Genomic DNA, 18724 nt, shown 5'->3' with positions numbered 1-18724 from the left:
GCTTAGCGGGTGACGATCGCCGCGCCGATCGGATCGTGCACGCCCGGAACGCTCGCCAGGGGCTTCCCGCCGGCGGGGAAGGCCCAGCGGTCGGTGCCGCTCGTGCCTTGCGGACAGTAATTGCCGCCGAAAAGCCGGCCGTTTGCGAGCACCGTCTGCGCGATGTCGCACGAGCCGCGCAGTTCGATCGTCTTCGTAACCGCGGCGGTCCTTCCGGAGATCGCAGCCTCGTAAAGACACGACGTCTTTTTTCCGCCGCACTCTTGATCGCCGATCACAAGCGACGAACCGCTGTGCATGATCGTGCCCGGGAAGTGGAGCGTCGCGCCGCGGACGGTTACCGTCGACATGTGCGACGCTCCGGTAGGCAGCAGCGAGAGCGTGAAGACGTTGTCCTTCGTCAGGCCGTCGGTGAAGAGGTTGCCGTGCCGGTCGTACCCGGCGAAGTAGTAGTAGAACTGATTCGAGTCGAGATAGGGCCGCGGCGTACCGCGCGCGTTCTTGAAGACGAGCACTCCGCCCGGGCCGTAGAGATCGAAAAGATTGGTGACCGCGAGATCGCCATTGCGCGGGTCGACCGCGCATCCGACGGGGTACCCGGTCGAGTCGTCGAGCATTGCGACGGGACGCTTCGAACCAGGGCGAAATTCGAGGATCTGCTGCGCGCCGGTATTCGTAATCCAGACGTTGCCGTTGTTGTCGCTGCACTCGCCCTGCGGCTGAAAGAATCCCGTGATCTTTCCGACCATTTTTAAGGCAGGCACCGTGTAGATGTATACGTCGTAGTTGCGAAAGTCCGAGAGATAGAGAAGTGCGCCGGAAGCAGCGGCGGCGGCGTCCTCCCAGGAGGATCCGCTATCGGGCGATGCGGCTATGCGTCCGGGCGCCGCGCCCAGGCTCGCGCCGAACGAAACGGGCGGTTGCGGCGAGGCAGGCGTCGAGCACGCGGCCATCGCGAGCGCCGCGGCGAGCCCGAAGAGCCGGCTCCGAGGCTTGCTCGATGCGAAACTTTGTGATACAAAGTAAATAATGGAACTCCAGCAGGCGCTTTCGGATCTTGCGGAGGTTCGCGATCGCCTTGCCCAACTCCAGCGCTTCGAGGGGTACTCGGCCCCCGCCGCTGCGGCGAGCGGCGTCGTAGCGATCGTCGCTGCGCTCGTGCAGCGCGTGATCGCGCCGATGCCGCGGACGCTGGGAGAGCACCAAGCGTATCTGCTGATCTGGCTCTCGTGTCTCGCGGTTGCCTTGCTGCTCAACTACGGTGCGGTGACGGCCTGGCTGGTCAAGCATCGCGCGCCGGGCGCGCGCAGCCGCTTCCGGACCGCTGCAATCTCGATCTCCCCGAGCATCGTCTTAGGCGGCGCGCTGAGCGTTGCACTCATCGACCTCGGCGCGTATTCGCTTCTGCCGGGAACGTGGTTTGCGTTTTACGCGATCGGACTCTTTGCCTCGCGGGGTGCGATCCCGCCGTCGACGATCGTCGTTACGGCATTCTTCGCGCTGCTCGCGCTCGCGTTCTTGATTACGCCGCTCGTCGGCGCGGCGCTTACCTGGTGGGTGATGCCGTTGGGATTCGGCACCGGACAACTCCTCATCGGGTACTTCATTTGGGTGGATAGCCGGCCGTGAGCGAGCAGCAGGGCGCGCCTTTCGCCTATCCTCGGCTCGAGCGCATCTTTCACGAGCGCGGCCGGCTCGCGATTTGCACCTGCCTTATCGCGCATCCCGACGGCTTGAGCTTTACCGAGCTGCAAGGCGCGTGCGATCTCACCGACGGGAACCTCAACCGTCACCTGCACGCGCTTGCCGAGGTCGGAATCGTCGCGACCGACAAACAGCGCGGCGGTGGGCGTGCGCTTACGTCGTACCGCATCACAAAGCGGGGGCGTCAGCGCTTTCTTGCCTACGTCGACGAACTCGAGAGCGTCGTTCGCGACGTTCACGAACGGCGTGACTCGGTGCCTCGCTCGAAGCTGGCAACGACGTGATTCCTCGCCACGTCGCGATCATCATGGACGGCAATCGCCGCTGGGCACGGGAGCGCAAGCTGCCGGTCGCGGTGGGTTATCGTCAGGGCATCGCCGCGCTGCGGCGCACGCTGCGCGCCGCGCGGCGCGCAAAGATTCGCGTCGTCACCGCGTACGCGTTCTCCGAGGAGAACTGGAATCGCCCGGCCGCCGAGGTCGACCTGCTGATGGCGCTCTGCCTGAGGGCGGCGAGCGGCGAGCTGCGCGCGCTGCGTCACGAAGGCGTGCGAGTTCGCCTCTGCGGGCGCGCGGACCGGCTGCCGGCGGCGACGCGCCGCGCGCTGCAAGGTCTCGTTGCCGCGACGGCCCGCAACGACGAGGTGACCTTGAATCTTGCCATCGACTACGGCGCTCGCCGCGAGATCGGCGACGCCGTTCGCGCGCTCGCGCGGGAGGTCAATGACGGGCTGCGTTCCATCGATTCGATCGACGAGCGTGCCGTCGAGAGCCGTCTCTATACTGCGGGCCTTCCCGATCCCGATCTCGTCATCCGCACCGGCGGAGAGTATCGCCTTTCGAACTTCATGTTGTTCCAGGCCGCATACGCCGAGTTCTGGGCGACGCGGACCTATTGGCCCGACTTTGGGGAAGAAGAGCTGCGAGCCGCTTTAGAGGATTTTGCGCTGCGTCGGCGGCGGTACGGGACATAACCCGGAATCTAATTCAGAGCGAAGACGGCCTGATCCCACTGCCAGAGTTGTTCGAAGAAATCGCGAGCCGGCTCGCGCTCTTCACGTTCGCCGAGGATCTGCGCGATCGTGCGTTTTCCGTCGATCGCTTCGTACAGCCGCAGACGTGGTGCGTCGATCGGCAGATAAAGGTCGGTGTACGTGTGATTGCCGTTGATCAGCACCGCCGCCGCGCCCGCCGGCAGGCGTTCGCGAACCGCGATCGTGCCCGGTAGGCGAAGCGGCACGTAGCGCAGCCATGCGTCGCCGTCAAAACTGACGCCGCCGCGCGCCGGCGCGTCGTCGCGATAGGCGATAACCGAGTGGCGAACCATCGTTCCGCGCAGCAGCTCGAGCGCCGCATATTGTTCCGCCGCGCCGAGCCTTCGCAGCAGGGGCGCGTGCGGCGAGCTCGCGACCGCGCCGCACTCGGGGAGGTACGGTGCCTGGCGCACCCAGCGATCGAAGCGCAGGCCGGCGCGCTGGAGAAGGGCGAGAAGCTCCGTAACGGTATACGCGCGATCTTGGGGATGAAGCAGCGCGTCGGCGAGGCCGGCGACGCTGGTGAAATCCGGCGAACTGCGCAGCAGCGGTACGATAGGATGGTCGGGCGGCAACGCCTTGAGCGTCTCCGCGAGATCGGCAATTTCGTGCTCGCTCCAGCCGATGGCCAGACGGCGGCAGTATTCCTGCAGCATATAGACGCCGGCGCGGCCGTACGGCGCGTAGACCATAACGTGCATCGCGCCGCCGGGCAGCAGCGCCTCCTGCAGCGCTCGGAGGCCGGCATCGGGGTCCGACAGATGGTGCAGAACGCCGGTGCAGATAACGTAGTCGAACCGCTCCCCGAGTACGCCTGCGCGCTCGACCGCGAGTTGCCGCACGTCGAGATTATACAGTGAGTGCTTGCGCTTGAGCTCCTGCGTGTAGGCGATACTGCTCGCGCTGAGGTCGATGCCGACGACGCGGGCGCGGGGCCAGCGCAGCGCGTAATGCGCGGCTTGGGTCGTACCGCAGCCTGCGACGAGAATGCTCCGATCGTCGCGGTACCGTTCGCCGGGCCAGAAGAGGTAGGAATCGGCGCGCCAGCGAGCATCGTCGCAGGCGCGCCGGTAGGCTTCCAGGTCGTCGGCCGGCGGCGGGTAGGGGTGACTCTCGTAGAAGTCACCCACCCCTGCAATGGTATTGCGCGGCATCGTTAGCCGTGCGGGGTCTTTACTTGCTCCATGACCGAGTCGAGGTTGAACGAAGCGGGTTTTTGCCGCGGCGGGAACTTTTCGAAATCCGCGATCTGACCGGCGATCACCGCCTGCATCAGATACATTTGGGGCGCGTGATCGACGCTCCAGTCCCAGTACGTGTTTGAGTTGAAGTCGGCTCGCTCGAAGGGATCGCGCCGCAGGTTCATGATGTGCGGTACGCGCAGTTTCTCAAACGGTGCGGCCCACTGCTCCATCGTCGTGGCGCGCTGGAGCGCTAGATTGAACTTGTAATCGCCGACTCGTACGGCGACGATCTCGCCGTCGTCGCTAAAGTAAACGATCGACTGCCGTGGACTCACCTTGCTCTCTCCCCCAAAATACGGGATCTGATTGAAGCCGTCGAGGTGGACGTTGAACTTCTTGTCGCCGACTTTGGAGCCGTCGAGGAGCTGCTGCGTGACGTTCGGATTGCCGGCGGCGGCGAGTAGGGTCGGGAACATGTCGATGTGCGAAACGATGTCGTTATAAACCGAACCGGGCTTGATGAGACCGGGCCAGCGGATAAAACACGGGACGCGCCAACCGCCTTCCCAGTTGGAGTCTTTCTGGCCGCGGAACGGCGTGTTTGCGCCATCCGGCCAGGTGTCGTTCTCGGGACCGTTGTCCGTCGAGTACATGACGATCGTGTTGTCGGCGATGCCCAGCTCGTCGACCTTATCGAGCATCATGCCGATCTGCTCGTCGTGCACGACCATCCGATCGCTGTACGGGTCCTGGCCGCTCTTGCCGAGATTCTTCTCCGCCACGTGCGTGCGGAAGTGCATCGCGGTCGAGTTGTACCACAGGAAGAAAGGCTGATCGGCCTTGGCCTGCTTCTCCATCCACTCGAGCGCGGCGCTGGTGATCTCCTCGTCGACCGTCTCCATGCGCTTTTTCGTCAGCGGCCCGGTATCGGTGATTTTTTGCTTCCCGACGCGGCCCCAGCGCGGGTCGACCGTCGAGTCGTCGGCGCCCGTCGCCCAGCAATGGAGCACGCCTCGGGGCCCGAACGTCTCCTTGAACTTTGGATCTTTTGGATAATCTGGCAGCTCGGGCTCTTCCTCGGCGTTGAGGTGGTACAGGTTGCCGAAGAACTCGTCGAAGCCATGAACCGTCGGCAGAAACTCGTTGCGGTCGCCGAGGTGGTTCTTGCCGAACTGACCCGTAGCGTAACCGAGCGGCTTGAGCAGCTCGGCGATCGTCGGGTCTTCCGGCTGAAGGCCGACCGTCGCACCCGGCATTCCGACTTTTGTCAGACCGGTGCGAATCGGATTCTGACCGGTGATGAAGCAGGCGCGTCCGGCCGTGCAGCTTTGCTGGGAGTAGTAGTCGGTGAAGAGGCCGCCTTCATTCGCGACGCGGTCGATATTCGGGGTGCGGTACCCCATCATGCCGTTGCTGAACTTGCTAACGTTCCAGATGCCGATATCGTCACCCCAAAGGATGAGGATATTAGGCTTTTTGTCAGGCATTTCCGTATGCTCTCCTAGGTGTGTGGTCTTGGGAGTTTAGCGTAGCAAGCAAGACGGCGCCGCGCTACCCCAAAAACGCACGGCGTCGGGTTACGGCGGTAACTAGGGTATGCAGAGAGCATGAGCGACAAGCGATATTGGTTCAAGCGGCGCCGGTTCGGCCTGGGCTGGAGCCCGAAGACCTGGGAGGGATGGGCCGTGACCGGCGGCTTCGTGCTTCTGCAGGCTGCGCTGCCGGCGATCGTCGAGCGGTCCGGCGGCGGAGGCCGCCGGATTTACGGGAACCTGCGCTTCGGAATCGCGGCCGCGTTCGTAGCGCTGGCGTTTCTTACCGGCGAGCCGATCGCATAAGCCAGTCGAGTATTCACTCGCGTAACTTGACACCCCGGGTCCCCGGTGTTAAGTTACCTGCAATGTCTTTCTTTGCCTATAGCCCGACGATGTGCCCGATGTACGGCATGCGGATGCATGCGGCGGGGTCGTCGTGAAGCGCGCAGAGTAAGTTCGCAAACAAACGCTTCACACGCCCCTCGCCGAAAACGGCGGGGGGCGCGTCTTTTATCCTCGCTTTCCCATCGAAACAGGAGGCCGGGAAATCATGAAAACGACTGTGGGGGTCGGGCTTCTCGGGTGCGGAACGGTCGGCTCGAACGTCGCCGACCGTCTGCACCAAGAGCGCGATGCAATCGAGCGCCGGAGCGGCGTTCGTTACGAGCTTCGCGCGATCGCGATCGCCGATTCACTCAAGGAGCGCTCGAATTCGCTCGAGCGACGGCTATTTACCCGGGACGCGCGTTCGGTCGTCGACGATCCGCAGGTCGATCTGATCATCGAGGTGATCGGCGGAACGACGGAGGCTGCCGAGCTGGTCGAGCGCGCTCTGGAGCGCGGGCGGCACGTCGTCACCGCAAACAAAGACCTGATCGGCGAACATGGGCCGCGCCTGCAGGCGCTGGCGGCGTCGCGCCGCGCTGCGCTCCGATTCGAAGCCGCGGTCGGCGGCGCCATCCCGGTTCTGCGGACGCTCGATGAGGCGCTCGCCGGCGATGAAGTCTTCGGCGTCGCCGGCGTCGTCAACGGAACGTGCACCTCGATACTCTCGGCGATGGAGGACGGGGCTTCGTTCGTCGAAGCGCTCGCGCAGGCGCAGCGATGCGGCTACGCCGAGGCCGATCCCTCCAACGACGTCGACGGCATCGACGCCGCGCACAAGCTCGCGGTCATTGCCCAGCTGGCCTTCGGCCGATCGGTGATCTCACCGCGCATCCGGCGCATAGGGATCACCGAAGTGACGCAGCGCGACGTGGCGCGGGCGCGTATGCTCGGTCGCCGGATTCGGCTCGTCGCCGCAGCCCTGCGGACGGACGACGGAGTCTTCGCCGAGGTCGCACCCGTGCTCGTGGACGAAGATCACGAGTTCGGGCGTACCGCCGGTGCGGAGAACGTCGTCCAAATCCTCGCACGCGACGCGGGTGCACTCGTGCTGCGAGGCGCCGGCGCCGGCGGCGTGGCGACGGGTTCGGCCGTCCTCGGCGACGTTGTCAGCGTCTTGCGCGCGCTGGGGCAGGGGCGCGGATTCGACCTGCGCGGACGCACGAACTCGCTCGAGCCGGCGATCCGCGTCGATCCGTTCTTCAACCGCCTCGCGCACGCCGCCGAACTGCCCGGATATCCCATCTGGGACGACGAGCTGACGAGCGTGCCGTCATCGCGCGCTCTGGTGAACGCGTGATGCGGGAAGAAAGCGTCGCGATCGGCGCGTTGCCGCTGGATTGCGGAGAGATCTTGCCGGCGGTCGACCAGCTGGTAACGCTCTACGGCACGCCCGCCGCCGACGGATCGAACGTCGTGCTGATCGAGCACGCGCTGACCGGTTCGAGCCGCGTAGCGGACTGGTGGCCGGCAATTGCCGGTTTCGGCGCGCTCTTCGATCCCAGCGAGTGGTGCGTCGCCGGCATCAACGCGCTCGGAGGCTGCTACGGCTCGACGGGTCCGGCGGGCAAGCCGTTTCCGCGCATCACGGTCCGCGATATCGTTCGCGCGGAGCGGCGCGCACTGCGCAGGCTCGGAATCGAGCGTCTCGCGTTCACGATCGGCGGCTCGCTCGGGGGCATGCGCGCGCTGCAGTGGGCGGTCTGCGCACCGGAATGCGTCGGCGGCGCGATCGTCGTCGGCGCGCACGATCATCACAGCGCGATGGGCATCGCCCTCAACGCGCTGCAGCGTGAAGCGATCGAGCTCGACCCGGCCCGGGGCTTACGCTTGGCGCGCAAGCTCGCGATGCTCTCGTACAAGAGTGACGAGCTGCTCGCGCGCCGTCACGACCGGCGCTCCGATCGGTTCGGCCGTCCTTTCTTCGATGTCGAAGGCTACCTCGAACATCAAGCCGACCGGTTCGAGCGGCGAATGAACCCGGACAGCTATGCGGTCCTAACGCATGCGATGGATTCCTTCGACGTGCGACCTGCGGTTTGGCGCGCGTCGGAGCACAAGCCGGCGCTTACCTTCGTCGGCATCACCTCTGACTGGCTTTTCCGCGCACAGGACGTACGCGCGGCCGCCGAACGCTTCGCGCGCGCCGGCTTCGACGCAGCCTATCTCGAGCTGCGTTCCGATCACGGGCACGATGCGTTTCTGGCCGAATCGAACGAGCTCGCCGCGCTTTTGAAAACCCGCATCGCGCGGCCGTCTTTGGCCGCAGTTGGGAGCATTTCGTGCTGAACCACGGTTTCTCGACACGCGCGATCTGGAGCGGCCAGGATCCCTGCTCCGCGACCGGCGCGACGATCGTCCCCGTCTATCAGACGGCAACCTTTACGCTGCCGCAGATCGGCGTGACCAAGGGCTTCGACTACTCGCGTACGGTCAATCCGACGCGCAGCGCGATGGAACGCCAGCTCGCGTCCCTGGAAGGCGGATCTTTCGCTTCGGCCTTCTCCTCTGGCATGGCAGCAGTTGCGGGAGCGGTCTCGCTGCTGCGAAGCGGGGATCATATCGTCGCCACGCGAGACATCTACGGCGGGACGCACCGCCTCTTCACGACCGTGCTCTCGCGCTACGGGATCGACGTTACGTTCGTCGATACGGGCGACGTACGGGAGACCTGGGCGGCCGCGCGACCCGACACGCGCCTGCTGTGGCTCGAGACACCGAGCAATCCGCTCTTGCGGCTCTGCGACATCGCCGAGCTTGCGCGGACGCGTCCGGCGAGCGTTCTGCTCGCGGTCGACAACACCTTCGCCTCGCCGTTTCTTCAGCAGCCGCTCGCGCTCGGTGCCGATCTCGTCGTGCACTCGACCACGAAGTACATCGGCGGCCACAGCGACGTGGTCGGCGGTATCGTCATCAGCAGCGAGCGCGAGATCGCCGAGCAGATTGCCTATCATCAGAACTGCGTGGGCGCGGTGCCGGGGCCGTGGGACGCCTACCTCACGTTGCGGGGCACGAAGACGCTGGCGCTGCGGATGCGCGCGCACGTGCAGAACGCGCAGCGCGTCGCCGAATTTCTCGCCGCCCGCGACGACGTGGCCGAGGTCTACTATCCTGGGCTGGTGACGCACCCGCAGCACGAGTTGGCGCGCCGGCAGATGCGCGGCTTCGGCGGCATCGTCTCTTTTCGCCCGAAGGGCGGCGTGGAGCGGGCGCACGCGATCGCCCAATCGACGTCGATCTTTACTCTGGCGGTTTCGCTCGGAGGTGTCGAATCGCTGATCTGCAGTCCGGCGAGAATGACGCACGGCTCGCTGACGGCGGCGCAACGAGCCGAACTCGATATCGGCGACGATCTCCTGCGACTCTCCGTCGGTATCGAGGACGGCGACGACTTGCTGGCCGACCTGGGCGCCGCGCTCGACTCGACTCGGGGGTCGCTTCGAAGGATTGCAGACGCGCCGGCGTGTGTGGTATAGTAGCGCCCAACATGCTCGTACGCATCGCAACGGTTTCCTATTATCGCTATTACGGCTGCTCCAACCGGAGCCGGCACAGGTCGCCATTGCTTTAACGAACGAGTTTCGTCAAAATGCAAAGCCGCCTCGCCGACGCGAGGCGGCTCTTTTTTTACGAGGAGTCAAAAGCCAAATGAACGCGCTGTGCCCGCCCTCGATGGCGCTTGAAGAGTTCGAACGAGCCGTCACCGTCACGATCGACCGTCATCCGATCGTCGCGAGCAACGCTTATACCAGCTGGTTCTCGCGGGGCGAAGCTACCCTCGACGAGCTGCGCGACTTCACGGTGCAGTTCTCCGTCTTCAGCCATCTCTTCATCGAGGCGCAGTTGCGAAAGTGCATCAACGCGATCGACCTGCAAAGCTACCGCGCCGGCAAGGAGATCCTGATGAACGAGCTGGGGGTCGTCTTTACGAAGTCGGGCAGCATCGAAGGCGGGACGTTCCGCTTCGACGCGGGACACTTCGAGTGGCTTGCCCACTTTGCGCAGTCGCTGGGTCTACAGTGGGCACAGGTCGGGAAACGCCGCTGCGGACGAGCTTCGACGCTTGCGTTCTGCGAGGCATTGATGGCCTGGTACAGTTCCGAGGATGAATCGACCGCAGCCGGCGCCTCCTATGCGATCGAACACTGGGCGGCCGCGGGTTTTTGGAAGCAGCTGATCGCCGGCCTTCGGGTCGTGAAGCAGGCTCGCGTTCCGGCGTTGCCGCTGGGCTTTTGGACTTGGCACGACGCGCTCGAGGAGAATCACGCCGCCCACACCGATGACGAGCTGCGCGTGGCTTTTGCCAAGCCGACGTTTTCATCCGAGCGCTTTCTGGCCGCCGGAGAAGCGATGCTCGACGGGGTGGCGGGCTTTTGGAACGGGCTCGAAGCCGCACGCCTGTCACCGGAGCTCGCGCCGGCACGTTAAACTCCACATCATGAACCTTCGCAGGTTTGCGGCCGGCGTGGCGTGCGTCGTGCTGCTCGGCGCGCAGCCGGCGAGCCTTCCGCGCCAACTCGGCGCGCTCGCCGCGCAATACTACGCGCAAGCGGCGCGGATCGCGGTTGCGACCGGCCGCGACTCGACGATGGATTACTATCAGCGTTTGGTCGACGACGCCGCGACGTTCGGTTCGGCCGCACCGCCGGGCGTGAACGCTGCGTCTTGGGATGAGCTGAGGCAAAACTTTGCTCGGCTCGACTCGAGCCTCGCGACGCAGCTGCTCGATAGCGCCTACGCGCCGATGGCTTCGGTCCGGGGCCTCGGCGAGAGGTTCGTGCGTTCCTCTAAAGATGGAACGATGCAGCCCGTCGCCGTCTACGTGCCGCGTTCGTACTCGCCGTCGCGCCCTGCGCCGCTGTTGATTTTCTTGCACGGCCGTCTGCAGGCCGAGTCGCACCTGCTCTCGCCGCAGTACATCGCCGATCTTGCCGAGCAGACCGGTACGATCGTCGTGGCGCCGTATGCCCGCGGCTACTACGACTACAGTGGTTCGGAGAGCGACGTCTACGATGCGTTCGATGCGGCGAGCGGTGCTTTCAACATCGACGTTCATCGGCGGTACCTCGCCGGCTATTCGATGGGCGGATTCTCGGTATTCAAGATCGCGCCGCTGCATCCCAACGATTGGTCCGCGGTGATGTCGATCGCCGGATCGCTGCTGAACTCACGCGCGGGGCACGTCCTCTCGAGCCTCTCTCGGACCAGGTTCTACGTGCTGACCGGGGCGCGGGATCCGATCGTAACGACCACCTTCGCAATCGACACCGCGGTCTTCCTACGCGACTCGGGGCTCGCCGTAACGTTCTATTCGCAGCCCGATGGAACGCACTCGATCTACACGCTTCGCCCGATTTTCGCGCAAGCGTGGCTCGATATGGAACGCGGTGTCGTGCGTCCGCCGGCCGGCCTCACCGGCAGTGGCAGCCTCCCGGAGGCAGTCTCGCAGTAGGCGCAAGGTCCGCGCGGCCAAGGATTCTGCAGCTCTCCCCCTGAACGGCGGCGCTCACATGCGCATGATGATGACGATCCAGATTCCGGTCGACGCGGGGAACGCAGCAGTTGCCGACGGGCGGCTTTCAAAAGTAATCGGCGAGATGCTCGAGCGTTGGAAGCCCGAGGCCGCGTACTTTACCGCCGTCGGCGGCGATCGCGGCGGCGTTGTGGTCTTCGATCTCAAGGATCCCAGCGACATACCGTCGATTTGCGAGCCATTTTTCAACGAGCTCGGCGCGAGCGTCGAACTGACCCCGGTAATGACGCCCGACGAGGTCGCGGCTGGAATCGCGAAGGCGTTTCCTTAGCGAGATTCCCTACTCGTCGCGAAGGATACAGCGAAAGCCCAGATGGCTCATCGACGTATCGATCATCTGCGGCGATCGCGCGGCGGGGCGGAAACGAAGACAGTAGTTCGGTGCGCAGAGATGCGAGCCGCCCTTGAGCACCTTGCGCGGGATGCGAATGTTCGGCTGATTGGGATCGTAACTTTCACCGATGTTCGCCAGGCGCGCTTGTGCGCCGCCGCAGCACGGCTTGGATTCGACGGTGCCGGGCTGCGTGGAATACCAGTCGGTCGTCCACTCCCAAACGTTTCCGGCCATGTCGAACAGGCCGTAACCGTTGGCGGGAAAGCTGCCTACTGGTGAAGTGCGGCTGAAGCCATCGAGGTCGAGCGCCTGCCAGGGAAACTCGCCTTGCCAGGTATTTGCCATGTACTTTCCCCCGGGAATCATCTCGTCGCCCCACGTATAGACGGCACCGTCTAAACCGCCGCGTGCGGCAAACTCCCACTCGGCCTCAGTCGGCAGCGACTTTCCGGCCCAGGCTGCGTAGGCCTCGACGTCTTCAAACGCGACGTGTACAACCGGGTGCAACCCGGCGTCGTCGATTGCCGAATCGGGACCGAGCGGATGGCGCCACGAGGCGCCCGGCGTCCAGGCCCACCACTGCGACCAGTCGCGCAGATCGACGGGTCCGCGCGTCGGCCGGAAGACGAGCGATCCCGGAACGCACATTTCGGGAATCGCCCCCGGATATTGCGCTGGATCGATCGGTCGTTCGGCGAGCGTAACGTAGCCGGTCCCGTCGGCGAAACGCGAGAACTGCTCGTTTGTTACCGGGTGGCGGTCGATAAAAAAGGCGCCGGCTTCGGCGCGCCGCACGGGCCGCTCTTCGGGATAGAAGTCGTTGGAGCCCATCGCGAACTCTCCGCCTTCGATGCGCACCATGTCGTCCACGGCCGCCGTCCCTCTCATTTCTTTTCGCCTCACTCCTAAGCTCGTCAGTTTTTCGATCTTTGCCTCGCACCGCGCGAAATACTCTAAAGCTCGCCAGGCTGAGGCTCATTTATCTTTGGGTGACCGGCTCGCACGGTGCTGCGATCCGCGGGTTCGCGTCGTTCGCGTGCTCTAGCTTCCGAGGAGGTTTATGGCGCGCGCGCCGACGGCGATCACGGTGATCAGCGAAATGATGCTCTGCAGCATCATCAACATTTTGGCGCGCGGCCGCAGCGGAAGCACGTCCGTTGGACTGAAGGCGGCCGACGTGTTGAACGCAAGCGAAAGATAGTCGGCGAAAAGCGGCAGCCAGTCGGCGGGAACGTTGTCCTCGGGATCGCCCCGCGGAAAAGTGAAATCCGTGCGCCCTTTCCAGCCGGATACCCGTCCTGCCGGGCCGCCGCGGTCGATCTGCCAGTATGCCAGTGCGAAGATCAGGATGTTCTGCGTCCAGATCGCGATCGAGGTCGTCAGCAGCGTCAGGCCGCTGATTCCCGAATGTACCCTCGCCATGTCGCGCAGCAGAAGCGCGAGCAGCACAAGCTCCATTAGTGCGGCGAAGGGCAGGATGACGGCTGCGGTCGCGCCCTCTGCGCGGCGCCAAAAGAGGCTGCCGGGAGCCATGCCGGCGGCGACCATCGGTATGGCGAGCAGGGCGGCGGCCACGAACGGTGCCCACCGCGGCATCAACTGATAACGTCCCGGCAAAATCGCCAGAATCACCGGCAGCGCGAGCACGGCGAGCGCCGCGTAAACGCGGGACTGGCGGTGGATCGCAAGCGAGTAGGCCGTAGTCTGACTGTTCATAGCAATCCCTTTCGCTAGATGGCCGCGCCCGGTTGAGTTTGCTAGAATGATGACCCAAGGAGGGCTAAGTTCATGTTGAACGTCTCGCGCATCCTCGTTTTCGTACTCATCGCGTCATTTATCGGGACGAGCGCCGCCATCGCGCAGAACGCCCCGCCGCCGGGTCAGCCGGCTACGTCGAGCCAGCCCAAACAGCAAACGAAGAAGGGCAAATGCAAACAAAAAGGCTGTCCGAAGCAGAAGCAAAAGAAGGCCGCCAAGCAGCAGCAGGCGGCCCCGCCGCCGCAAGGCCAGGCGCCCCCGGGTTAGTCGCTATCGGATCCTAGGACTGCTTTATCGTTGCGCCGGGGCTTCGCGCGAAGCGGGGCCCCAGCGAACGCCGATTACCGAAGGAGAACGGCCCCGATGACGCCGCTCGATCTGCGAAAAGCGCCGCCGCGCGGTGTGCGCGAAAAGCTGCTCGGCTTTTACTTTCTTGCGCGAACGATCGATAAGCTGCGCGCCGAACTTCCCGGCGGAAGCCTTGGCGCCTACCTCAATCACGACACCGGATTCAGCGCCTGGGTCATTCGCCGTCTTGGGCTCGATATGGACGAGCTCAGAACGGTCGTTGCCGGCGCACCCGACGAAGCGGCGGTCGCGCGGTGGCTGGCGACGCGCGTCGATCCGAGCACGGCCTCCGCGCTCAACGCTAAACTCGAGGGCTTCGTCGTCGAGCGGATGTCACCCGAGAATCAGGCGCTGGTTCGAGGCCGTCATCCGGTGATGGCGGCGCGCCCCGACCTATCGAAGATTCTCGACGTTATCGAGGCCGATGACCAGCAAGCGTTTTCGTAGCGGTCTTCCTAGCCTGACTTTCGTTTCTTGCGGGTCGCCGCGGCCTTACGTGCGGCCGTGCGCAGCGTCCCCGTGCGACGCTTCGTCGCCACCGCCTTCTTTGCGGCCTTCTTGGCACTCCCCGTGCGCTTGCGTGTTGCCGATCCCTTACGCGCGCTTGCCGCGCGGTCGGGCTGAGGATGCACGCCGAGCTCTTGCCACGAGCCTTCGCCCAGGTCGACCCCGTAGTGCCTGGCCGCTTTTTTGATATTGGCAAACGCGAGTTCGCGGTCTTCCGCGGAGGCGTCGGTGACCTGGTCGAAGCGCGCGACCGCGTTGCGGACGTGCCGGGCGTCGGTCATCGGTTCTTTGCGCTGCTTGGGGAACGCGAAGACGCTGGCCGGCAGGTCGCTGCGCATCGTAAGCCGGCCGTGTTTTTCGTGAGGTTTCCAGGTAGCTCTCATGCGAAGTAACGTACCCTGCAGGAGGTCGGCCTACCCGGTGAAGCGATGATTGAAATCAAGCTCAAACGCGCGTACGACGAGCCGGCCGCCGGCGACGGATTTCGCATCCTCGTCGACCGGCTGTGGCCGCGCGGTATCAGTAAAGAACGCCTGCAGCTGGATGCCTGGGCGAAGGATCTGGCACCGAGCACGGAGCTTCGCAAGTGGTTCGCGCACGATCCCGCGCGGTGGGCAGAGTTCGCCAAGCGCTATCGGGCCGAGCTGAGGCAATCCAAGGCCGGCGATGCCGTTGACGCCTTGCTCGCATCGGCCAAGCGCACGAAGACGATCACGCTGCTCTTCGGCGCGAGAGACCGCGAGGACAACGAGGCCGTCGTTTTGCAGCGCCTCTTCGCGCGACGAGCCGGCCTTACGGCGAAAAAAGCCGCCGATCGTCCGCCTCGATGATATCGACGATGAACTCCAGCTCCGGATGCTGCGCGAGCGTCTGGGCATACTCGCTCCGAAAATATGCCTCGTCCTGTGCGTGCTTGGGCCTGATGCGGCGTAGCGTCTGATTGATGGCGGAATAGGCCGTGGCGTCCGTCCGCTCGCGCAGCCAGCGCGCCACGTCCTCTTCGCTTGCGCAGTCGCGTACGGCATCGCGTAGCTCTTCTTCAGTGACCCCGAGCCGCTCGAGCAGATACCCTGAAATTCCCATGATCTTTCGGTTGATGAAATAGAGGCCCGGGTCGCCGCCCGGCAGCGTCGCGCGGAGTTTGTCGATGGTCCGCGGCAGCAACATCAGACCGTCGAGCTCCGCGTAACAGCTGCGTGGAGCTCGAACCGTTAAATCGAGTGGTTTCAACCTTAGGAGACCAGCTTTACCTCACCCGTGCCGAGACGATACACGCCGCCGACGAGGAGCACGCTGCCGTCGCCGACGCCCTTGGATATGACGGGCGGACTATTCTTGAGTTTGGCGACGGCGGCGCTTACGTTGGCGGAGATGGCGTCGTCGATGCTGCCTTTGCGCTTCACGACGTCGGCGATGCCGGGCGCGATGAGCCGTTGAATTGTCGTTAGGTGCGGTGGGAGGGTCGCGTTGCTCTCGATTGCCGAGTAAACGGCCTTGATCGCACCGCAGTTTTGATGTCCGAGCACCATGATCAGGTGCGTTCCGAGGTGCTCCTGTGCGTACTCGATCGAACCGGTGACGAGATCGTCGGGGAAGTTGCCGGCAACGCGGGTCACGAACAGATCGCCGAGCCCCTGGACGAAAACGAAGTTCGGAACGACGCGCGAGTCCGCGCAGGTGAGGATCGAGGCAAACGGCGCCTGGCCTTCGACCAGCAGTTCGCGTTTTTCGGCGACCTTGCTCAGCGGCGGGAAATCGTTGCTCACGAAATGCTTATTTCCGGCCATCAGCCGTTCGAGTAGCAGCTTCGGGGGCACGGTCGAGGTCGAGGGTGGTTGGGCGAGAGCCGCCGTGTCGCAGAATCCCGCGCCGATCGCCGCAAGGGTACCGGTAAGAAAGGCCGCACGGTCCACGCGAAATCGACCGCCCGATCCGGGTTGATTCACAGCAAAAAACTCCTTCATCTTTGACGCGGCCGCAGCCGGTATAGGTAATTTCCGCGAAAGAAAGCAACGAGTAATTCGTGCAGAGGCCCAGGTTCCTTCGTTCGCTGTTCGCGCTCTTCGGCGCGCCCTGGCTTTCAGCCGCTCGGGCCGATGCCCAGAACGCGCCGGCCGATCTGATCGTCACCGGCGCGACGATTCACAGCGTCGACGACGCCAACGCTTCGCCCGAGGCCTTCGCCGTGCGTGGCGGCCGCTTCGTTCTGGTCGGCAGCATCGCCGCGGTCACGAAGCTGCGAGGAGCACAGACCCGCGTGCTCGAGCTTTCCGGAAAGACGGTGCTGCCGGGACTGATCGACGCGCATCTTCACCTCACGCAGCTCGGGCTTTCACTGCACGAGCTGCCGCTCTTCGGCGTGCGTTCGTTCGAGGAGTTGATCCGCGCGACGGTCGCCTTTGCCGGAGCCTCGCCCGATCGCTGGATCGTCGGCGACGGCTGGGATCAGAACCTTTGGGCCGGCGAGGCATTCCCCACGCATGAAGCACTCAGCGCCGCGCTGCCGGACCGGCCGGTCGCGCTCGAGCGCGTCGACGGTCACGCGCTCTTCGTCAACGCTGCGGCGATGCGGTTGGCCGGGGTGACGAAAGCGACGCCCGATCCGCCCGGCGGCCGCATCGTGCGCGACGGGGCCGGCAATCCAACCGGCGTCTTCATCGATAACGCGGCCTCGCTCGTCTCTGCGGTCATCCCGCCTCCTTCGGAGGTGCAACTGCGCCGCGCCGCGCTCTCGGGTGCTGCGGAGTGCCATCGCTGGGGCGTCACCGCGATCGGTGAAGCGCGCACGAGCGCGGCCGACCTTGGGCTCTACCGCGAGCTCGCGTCGACGGGCGCGCTGCGTCTGCGCAACTACACGCGCGTCGAGGACGACCCCGAGTTGATCTCAACGGTCTTGAGCGAAGGCCCCGTTTCCGGCGCGTACGACGGGCAGCTTTGGGTACGCGGCATCAAGCTCTTCGCCGACGGCGCGTTGGGCTCGCGCGGTGCGGCGCTGCTCGCGCCCTACGATGACGATCCCGGCAACGTGGGACTGCTGCGAACGACGCAGGCGCACATCGAAGAAGTCTCCGAGCGCGCGCTGCGGGGCGGCTTTCAGATGAGCGTTCACGCGATCGGCGATCGAGGAAACCGCGTGGTCCTCGATGCCTACGAGTCGGCGCTGCGTAAAGTGCCCGCCGAGGGTCACCGGTTTCGCGTCGAGCACGCGCAAGTGCTCGCCGCCGCCGATATTCCGCGCTTTAAAGAACTGCAGCTCATCGCTTCGATGCAGGCGACGCACCAGACAAGCGATATGGCTTGGGCGCGCGAGCGGTTAGGGGCGGCGCGCCTCGAAGGCGCGTATGCGTGGCGTTCGATGCTCGATACCGGCACGATCGTCGCCAACGGCACCGATGCACCCGTCGAACGCGTCAATACGCTGCGGACGTTCCACGCCTCGATCACCCGCCAGGACGAAGCGAACGAGCCGCCCGGGGGCTGGTATCCGCAGCAGCGGATGACGCGCGGCGAAGCGCTCAAGTCGATGACGATCTGGGCGGCTTACGCGAACTTTCAGGAGGACGTCATTGGCTCGATAACGGCCGGCAAGTACGCCGATTTCGTGGTGATGGATCGCGACTGGATGGCCGTGCCGCCCGAGCAGATTATGCAGACGGCCATCCTCGCGACGTATTTTGGCGGGAAGGTGGTCTATGCGGCCTCGTAGGCGCCGCTGAGGAAGCCCCAGAGCGCCTCGCAGGCGTCGTTGGTCGCTGCGAGTACCTCAGCGCGTTTTTCGGGTGAGTCTGCAGCGCGCTCGATCAGCGCCCACTCCGCAGCCGCGTGCTCGACGTCGGCCGCTTCGTGCACGCTGAAGAACTCGAAGCCGGCCGGATCGTCGAAGCCGTAGAATCTTCTCAGCCCCTCGATCTTGACCGCGGCGATCGCCGGCACTTGCGATTCGAAGGCGTGCAGCGCGGCCAAGCCCGCGTAGTACGGGCGGTTGCGGCAGATCTCGGTGAAGGTGTCGATGAGCTGTTGGGTCGCCGGCAGCGGCTGCGTGGCGGCGAGCTGCGCGTCGGAGAGGCCCAGCGACGCTGCAAAACGCTTCCAGAGCGCCGGATGATTCTTCGGGCCGAACTCTTCGTCGATCAGATTTGCCAGAATGGCCTGACGCGCGGCTAGATCGGGCGTTCCATCCGAAGCGAAGTGCGGGGTGTTCGAGTGGACGTTGCTCAGATAGGCCGGCTCCGCGAGCACGTGGTAAAAGTATTGAGCCGCATACTGCCGCAACTGCTCGCGCGAGAGTTCGCCCTTCGTCCAGGCAACGTAGAACGGGTGCGTGAGCAGATGGCGCCGCTCGATGGCGCGCTGTACCTGCTCCTTGAAAGTCAGCGATTCAATGGTTTGCATGCGCGGGGCTTC

General features: G+C 64.7%; 23 protein-coding genes. 14 read left to right on the top strand and 9 right to left on the bottom strand.

The genetic code is table 11. The features are described from left to right. Window positions 1-2 precede the first annotated feature (2 nt). Window positions 3-953 carry a hypothetical protein gene (locus tag VGG51_01600; GenBank protein HEY1881719.1) on the bottom strand — a complete coding sequence of 317 codons (951 nt, stop codon included), beginning with the start codon at window positions 951-953 and terminating at the stop codon, window positions 3-5. 76 nt (window positions 954-1029) lie between these two features. On the opposite strand from VGG51_01600, the gene VGG51_01595 reads away from it, so the two are divergent. From VGG51_01595 to uppS, 3 genes are read left to right on the top strand one after another with little or no spacing between them, the layout of a single operon-like run. Beyond that, on the top strand, window positions 1030-1629 hold the full coding sequence (locus tag VGG51_01595; GenBank protein HEY1881718.1) for a hypothetical protein: 600 nt from the start codon (window positions 1030-1032) through the stop codon (window positions 1627-1629). Then, on the top strand, window positions 1626-1988 hold the full coding sequence (locus tag VGG51_01590; GenBank protein HEY1881717.1) for a transcriptional regulator: 363 nt from the start codon (window positions 1626-1628) through the stop codon (window positions 1986-1988). Before VGG51_01595 ends, VGG51_01590 begins: the two co-directional genes overlap by 4 nt. Next, a complete protein-coding gene (gene uppS / locus VGG51_01585; GenBank protein HEY1881716.1) occupies window positions 1985-2677 on the top strand; it encodes a polyprenyl diphosphate synthase in 693 nt (230 codons plus the stop codon). Before VGG51_01590 ends, uppS begins: the two co-directional genes overlap by 4 nt. A gap of 8 nt (window positions 2678-2685) precedes the next feature. Here uppS and VGG51_01580 read toward each other — a convergent pair whose 3' ends face one another. Beyond that, complete coding sequence (locus VGG51_01580; GenBank protein ID HEY1881715.1) at window positions 2686-3891, bottom strand: class I SAM-dependent methyltransferase; 1206 nt, start codon at window positions 3889-3891, stop codon at window positions 2686-2688. 2 nt (window positions 3892-3893) lie between these two features. Beyond that, on the bottom strand, window positions 3894-5408 hold the full coding sequence (locus VGG51_01575; protein ID HEY1881714.1) for an arylsulfatase: 1515 nt from the start codon (window positions 5406-5408) through the stop codon (window positions 3894-3896). Window positions 5409-5528: 120 nt separating this feature from the next. Here VGG51_01575 and VGG51_01570 point away from each other — a divergent pair, with 120 nt between their 5' ends. From VGG51_01570 to VGG51_01540, 7 genes are all read left to right on the top strand, one after another. Next, entirely contained in the window at window positions 5529-5759 is a 231-nt protein-coding gene (locus tag VGG51_01570) for a hypothetical protein (GenBank protein HEY1881713.1), read from the top strand. A gap of 247 nt (window positions 5760-6006) precedes the next feature. Next, window positions 6007-7140, top strand: a complete 1134-nt coding sequence (locus VGG51_01565) for a homoserine dehydrogenase (protein ID HEY1881712.1) — start codon at window positions 6007-6009, stop codon at window positions 7138-7140. After that, on the top strand, window positions 7140-8129 hold the full coding sequence (locus VGG51_01560; GenBank protein HEY1881711.1) for an alpha/beta fold hydrolase: 990 nt from the start codon (window positions 7140-7142) through the stop codon (window positions 8127-8129). Before VGG51_01565 ends, VGG51_01560 begins: the two co-directional genes overlap by 1 nt. After that, window positions 8123-9316 (top strand): PLP-dependent transferase, encoded by a 1194-nt coding sequence (locus tag VGG51_01555; GenBank protein HEY1881710.1) that lies wholly within the window; start codon window positions 8123-8125, stop codon window positions 9314-9316. Before VGG51_01560 ends, VGG51_01555 begins: the two co-directional genes overlap by 7 nt. Window positions 9317-9488: 172 nt before the next feature. Further along, the gene (locus tag VGG51_01550; GenBank protein ID HEY1881709.1) at window positions 9489-10268 is read left to right on the top strand and encodes a hypothetical protein; all 780 of its coding nucleotides are present in this window, start codon (window positions 9489-9491) and stop codon (window positions 10266-10268) included. Window positions 10269-10278: 10 nt separating this feature from the next. After that, the gene (locus VGG51_01545) at window positions 10279-11292 is read left to right on the top strand and encodes a hypothetical protein (protein HEY1881708.1); all 1014 of its coding nucleotides are present in this window, start codon (window positions 10279-10281) and stop codon (window positions 11290-11292) included. A 64-nt stretch (window positions 11293-11356) separates the two neighbouring features. Beyond that, on the top strand, window positions 11357-11644 hold the full coding sequence (locus tag VGG51_01540) for a DUF3303 family protein (protein ID HEY1881707.1): 288 nt from the start codon (window positions 11357-11359) through the stop codon (window positions 11642-11644). Between the two features lie 9 nt (window positions 11645-11653). On the opposite strand, the gene VGG51_01535 is transcribed toward VGG51_01540, so the two are convergent. Then, window positions 11654-12595 (bottom strand): formylglycine-generating enzyme family protein, encoded by a 942-nt coding sequence (locus VGG51_01535; protein ID HEY1881706.1) that lies wholly within the window; start codon window positions 12593-12595, stop codon window positions 11654-11656. Window positions 12596-12748: 153 nt separating this feature from the next. Beyond that, window positions 12749-13423 (bottom strand): hypothetical protein, encoded by a 675-nt coding sequence (locus tag VGG51_01530; protein ID HEY1881705.1) that lies wholly within the window; start codon window positions 13421-13423, stop codon window positions 12749-12751. Between the two features lie 72 nt (window positions 13424-13495). Between VGG51_01530 and VGG51_01525 the strand changes: the two genes are divergently transcribed. Continuing rightward, a complete protein-coding gene (locus VGG51_01525) occupies window positions 13496-13732 on the top strand; it encodes a hypothetical protein (protein ID HEY1881704.1) in 237 nt (78 codons plus the stop codon). Between the two features lie 96 nt (window positions 13733-13828). Continuing rightward, the gene (locus tag VGG51_01520) at window positions 13829-14260 is read left to right on the top strand and encodes a DUF5069 domain-containing protein (GenBank protein ID HEY1881703.1); all 432 of its coding nucleotides are present in this window, start codon (window positions 13829-13831) and stop codon (window positions 14258-14260) included. 8 nt (window positions 14261-14268) lie between these two features. Here the strand turns inward: VGG51_01520 and VGG51_01515 are convergent, their stop codons facing one another. After that, complete coding sequence (locus VGG51_01515) at window positions 14269-14703, bottom strand: DUF6582 domain-containing protein (GenBank protein ID HEY1881702.1); 435 nt, start codon at window positions 14701-14703, stop codon at window positions 14269-14271. A 45-nt stretch (window positions 14704-14748) separates the two neighbouring features. On the opposite strand from VGG51_01515, the gene VGG51_01510 reads away from it, so the two are divergent. Further along, a complete protein-coding gene (locus VGG51_01510; protein ID HEY1881701.1) occupies window positions 14749-15150 on the top strand; it encodes a DUF488 family protein in 402 nt (133 codons plus the stop codon). Here the strand turns inward: VGG51_01510 and VGG51_01505 are convergent. Together VGG51_01505 and VGG51_01500 are read right to left on the bottom strand one after the other, a co-directional pair. Continuing rightward, window positions 15113-15550: a DUF5069 domain-containing protein gene (locus tag VGG51_01505; protein HEY1881700.1), complete on the bottom strand. Its 438-nt coding sequence runs from the start codon at window positions 15548-15550 to the stop codon at window positions 15113-15115. The genes VGG51_01510 and VGG51_01505 overlap by 38 nt on opposite strands. A 2-nt stretch (window positions 15551-15552) precedes the next feature. Continuing rightward, window positions 15553-16266 carry a carbonic anhydrase gene (locus VGG51_01500; protein HEY1881699.1) on the bottom strand — a complete coding sequence of 238 codons (714 nt, stop codon included), beginning with the start codon at window positions 16264-16266 and terminating at the stop codon, window positions 15553-15555. 77 nt (window positions 16267-16343) lie between these two features. On the opposite strand from VGG51_01500, the gene VGG51_01495 reads away from it, so the two are divergent. After that, window positions 16344-18026, top strand: a complete 1683-nt coding sequence (locus tag VGG51_01495) for an amidohydrolase (protein HEY1881698.1) — start codon at window positions 16344-16346, stop codon at window positions 18024-18026. Here VGG51_01495 and VGG51_01490 read toward each other — a convergent pair. Then, window positions 18011-18712, bottom strand: a complete 702-nt coding sequence (locus VGG51_01490; GenBank protein ID HEY1881697.1) for a CADD family putative folate metabolism protein — start codon at window positions 18710-18712, stop codon at window positions 18011-18013. The two genes, VGG51_01495 and VGG51_01490, sit on opposite strands and share 16 nt — an antisense overlap. Window positions 18713-18724 lie beyond the last annotated feature (12 nt).

The sequence above is a fragment of the Candidatus Cybelea sp. genome (assembly GCA_036489315.1).
In the GTDB taxonomy this organism is placed as follows: domain Bacteria; phylum Vulcanimicrobiota; class Vulcanimicrobiia; order Vulcanimicrobiales; family Vulcanimicrobiaceae; genus Cybelea.
This window is presented reverse-complemented; position numbering and strand designations above follow the sequence as displayed.